At 25.1% G+C, this 3,519-nt stretch carries 2 protein-coding genes; both read right to left on the reverse strand.

Annotation, left to right across the window (positions count from 1 at the left end; all coding sequences use genetic code 11):
* Positions 1 to 344 precede the first annotated feature (344 nt).
* A complete protein-coding gene (gene hdcA / locus Q0V09_RS09325) occupies positions 345 to 1,307 on the reverse strand; it encodes a histidine decarboxylase, pyruvoyl type (RefSeq protein ID WP_297405189.1) in 963 nt (320 codons plus the stop codon).
* A gap of 347 nt (positions 1,308 to 1,654) precedes the next feature.
* Positions 1,655 to 3,451: a hypothetical protein gene (locus Q0V09_RS09330; protein WP_297488834.1), complete on the reverse strand. Its 1,797-nt coding sequence runs from the start codon at positions 3,449 to 3,451 to the stop codon at positions 1,655 to 1,657.
* Positions 3,452 to 3,519: the final 68 nt, after the last annotated feature.

Genomic DNA, 3,519 nt, shown 5'->3' on the forward strand with positions numbered 1-3,519 from the left:
TAAACGTATAAATATACAATAATTTTATAAATAATCTTATTAATACTAAATGGAGGAGTCACTAATACTAATAACATTTTTAATAATATTCTATATTTTAATAATCTATAAGTAGATACAATAATAATAAAAAAATTACTAAAAACATTCTAAAAAGTTAAATGTATTTGAATAAAAGTTGCCAAAATTTTTATTCAAAATTTTTGAATATTTTTTATTTTTTTCCCTTTAAATATTTTATTGTTATTTTAATCTAAATATATAGTATTTTGTAATAAAATAATTAAATATTGAAAATCTTTAAATTATCTATATTTAAAAATTTATTATGATTTATATAAACTTTATTTTTCATTATATTTTGTTAATGATTTAAACTTCATCTCTTCTAACCATTTAGATAGAGTTAAATTATTTAAACCTGAGAAACCTGTTTCTGGTACAGCATCTCTTGCTAAAGTTACATAAGGAGCACAAGTTAATGATGTTCCTATTTCTCCTGGCTTCATAATAACATATGAAAAGCCAACATATGTTCTTTCAAATACCACATGAGAATCATGACCACATGAAACAATAGACCAAGCAACTGCTTTTCTATGATCTTCTAAGAATTTTTTTAGCTCTTCTGAATTATCATTTTTAGTCCAAAGTCCTGCATCTTCAATAAATAAATCTGCACAATTATCTCTGTCATTTGATAATGATAAAGCTATAAAACACCAAACTCCATATGCTTCTCCTTCTTTCAATGCTTTTCCTTCTTCAGGTCTATATGATGTAATACCTTTATTGGCACAAATTACATGAGCTCCTGGAGCAGTTGTAAAACGTCTATTTTTTTCAGTTCCAAATAGTTCAATTCCAGATTCTAACAAAGGTTTTGCATCATATACTTTTAATGGAGTTCCATCAAATTGCTCTAATGTAAATATTGGTTCAATTTCATTGTTTTCAATACTATCATGTGTTGCTAAGTCATGTCCCCAGACTTGACCTGCTACTCCGCAAAACGAAGATGCTGTTAACATGTTTATTTGTCCCACATAAGCATCATTAATTTCAGCTCTGTCATATGAAACAATTCCATCTAATAAAAAGTCATCAGTTTTTTTTACAGTTCCTGTAGAAACTTTTAAAACAGATACATATCCGTTCCCATAAGCACCAGGTGCTCCATATCCATCACAGTAACGGTCATAGGGACTTATCGCTGTTTTATCAATTTTAGGAGCTCTCATTTTTTTCCAATTATTTGTACTTGTTGACACTGTTTGATTTCTTTTCTCTTCAAGATTTTTATTCATCTTACATCATCTCCATTTGCTTTAAATTTTAATATTTTTTTCCAATAAAAATAATAAATATTTAAGATACAAATTAAGAATACTCCTATAAAATTTACTAGTCAAATATATTAAATAAATAAAATATTCACAATCATATATTAGTTAAATATTTGACATTACTAAGTAATTATATATAATATTAATATTTGAGAAGAGTACTATCTAGGAGGTTCTAATGTTTATAATTAAAATTATCACATACTTAATTGCCTTTGTTTTTCTAATAATTTTATCTAATTAAAAAGCGCATTTACTAGCATATTCTTAAGATATTATTTTCTTAAATTAACTTGTACTCTTCTTATCTAAATTCCTATATATTCATTTATAATTTTTTCTAATTTATTTTTAGTTAATTTCTTAGAATTAAAAATTCTTGTCGTATTTTTTATAATTGTTATTAGTAATTTTTTCTTTTCATCCTCAGTATAATTAAATAACAAATCTGCCATTTCAATAGAATTACTAATCATTTCTTTAATCTCTTTAATGTCTTCCATAGGATCATTTTCTATTTTTTTTAAATTTTCTTTTTTCCCTAAAATTTCTGGGTGTTTTTCTAAAAATTCACAAATATATTTTTTTCTGCTTCCTGCAAATGCAATCTTTTGAATCTTACTATTCATACCACAAATTTTAACATACTCTCTGTAGGCATAGTTTTCTATTCCTACTTGTACATCTTCTGAAAGCCTCTCAAATTTGTTATAACGCTCTGCATCGTCTTCTGTGTATGTTTTTATGCCAGGTTGTGGACTAATCGTTTTTTGATGCACCACAGAGCTTTTAATCGCTATTTTATCATCTGCTACCCAATCGTTTTCTAAAGCTTTTAAAAAATAGCTTCTGATTTTTTCAACTTTTTTCTTTTTCATATACAAAGCCACAGATTCAACTTTCTTGTATCCATACGTATCAATTGCCTCTTTTATCGATCTTGACATTGTTTTTAAATTTCTTGCTTTATTTGGCATAATATTAAAAATTTTCTCAACTAATTCTGATGTACTAATAACCTTTTGGCTCTTTTCAGAATTTTTAGAATGATATGTAATCTCCTCGACAGTATCATGTTCCATATCACAAACTGTCAGAGATGTTAAAATTTTTCTAAAATCATTTCTATCATCATAAAATCGATCTTGTTTTTCAAGTATTGAAACTTCATGGAAAAATATTTCTATTTCTGATTTTTCCCAAGTAGATTCTTTTATGAAATTGTAATTATCAATTAATTTTTTTAATTTTAATTCTTCAAAAGATTTTTCAAGAATATCTATGGTTCTAGATAAATTGCTTTTGTTATGTTTCAGGGGGATTCTTTTTATTAAATGCAATGTATCTAATTTTAAATATAGATTATCAAATCTTAATTTTTCTACAAACATATAAATTGTTCTTGCTATAGTAGATTCTATACCAAGTAGGGTATTTCCATTATAAACTAAGTATCCCTTAGTTATAATATTTTTATAAAAATGTTCTGAAATTTCAATTTCATATATCTCCTTAACCCTTTTATCATCAAAGATATCTCTATATTTTTGATTCTCTTCAAGACACAAAGTTATAATTCTCAAAGTTAAAATTGGAGTACTAATCTCTTCGTTTAACACACCTTTTTTTTCTGATGAATACATTGTATTTTTAAAATTATAATTAGTTTCCGAAAGTCTAAGAAGAGATTTTTTTATATCGTAAATATATCTTTTCGTTTTTAAATTTAATTTTTCTTTTAACTCTCCAGCTGTAACAATAAATTTTCTAGGCATGCCTTTTTCTTTCATAATTTGCATTAAAGCTATGAAAACTTTTTCTTCTCCTTCACCAGGAATATAATCCCCTGATGAAGGTTTCACTGTAATATATGTATCCCTATTCTGATTAAAATAATATTTTACAATTTGATTTACTTTTCGTCTTGTGTTTTTAGAAAAAATTGGAAATTGGATTATATTCATATCAATTCTTACTAATTCTTTATTTTTTATAAATTTTTCATCTAAATAAATATTTTCTTCAATAACTTCTGTTTCAGGTGTATCTATAATTTCTTCCCACCAAGGAGCTTTAACTTTTTTCTTTGAAATTTTTTTAGACATAACTTTTCACTCCTTTTTTTATACATTAATGGTTACTATCTCCCTAAAAAAGATCTTTTTTTCAAAAA

This window comes from uncultured Cetobacterium sp. (assembly GCF_947039425.1).
In the GTDB taxonomy this organism is placed as follows: Bacteria; Fusobacteriota; Fusobacteriia; order Fusobacteriales; family Fusobacteriaceae; genus Cetobacterium_A.

Coding starts and splice junctions, on each gene's coding strand:
- hdcA (WP_297405189.1), bottom strand. CDS start 1,307: ATGAATAAAAATCTTGAAGAGAAAAGAAATCAAACAGTGTCAACAAGT.
- Q0V09_RS09330 (WP_297488834.1), bottom strand. CDS start 3,451: ATGTCTAAAAAAATTTCAAAGAAAAAAGTTAAAGCTCCTTGGTGGGAA.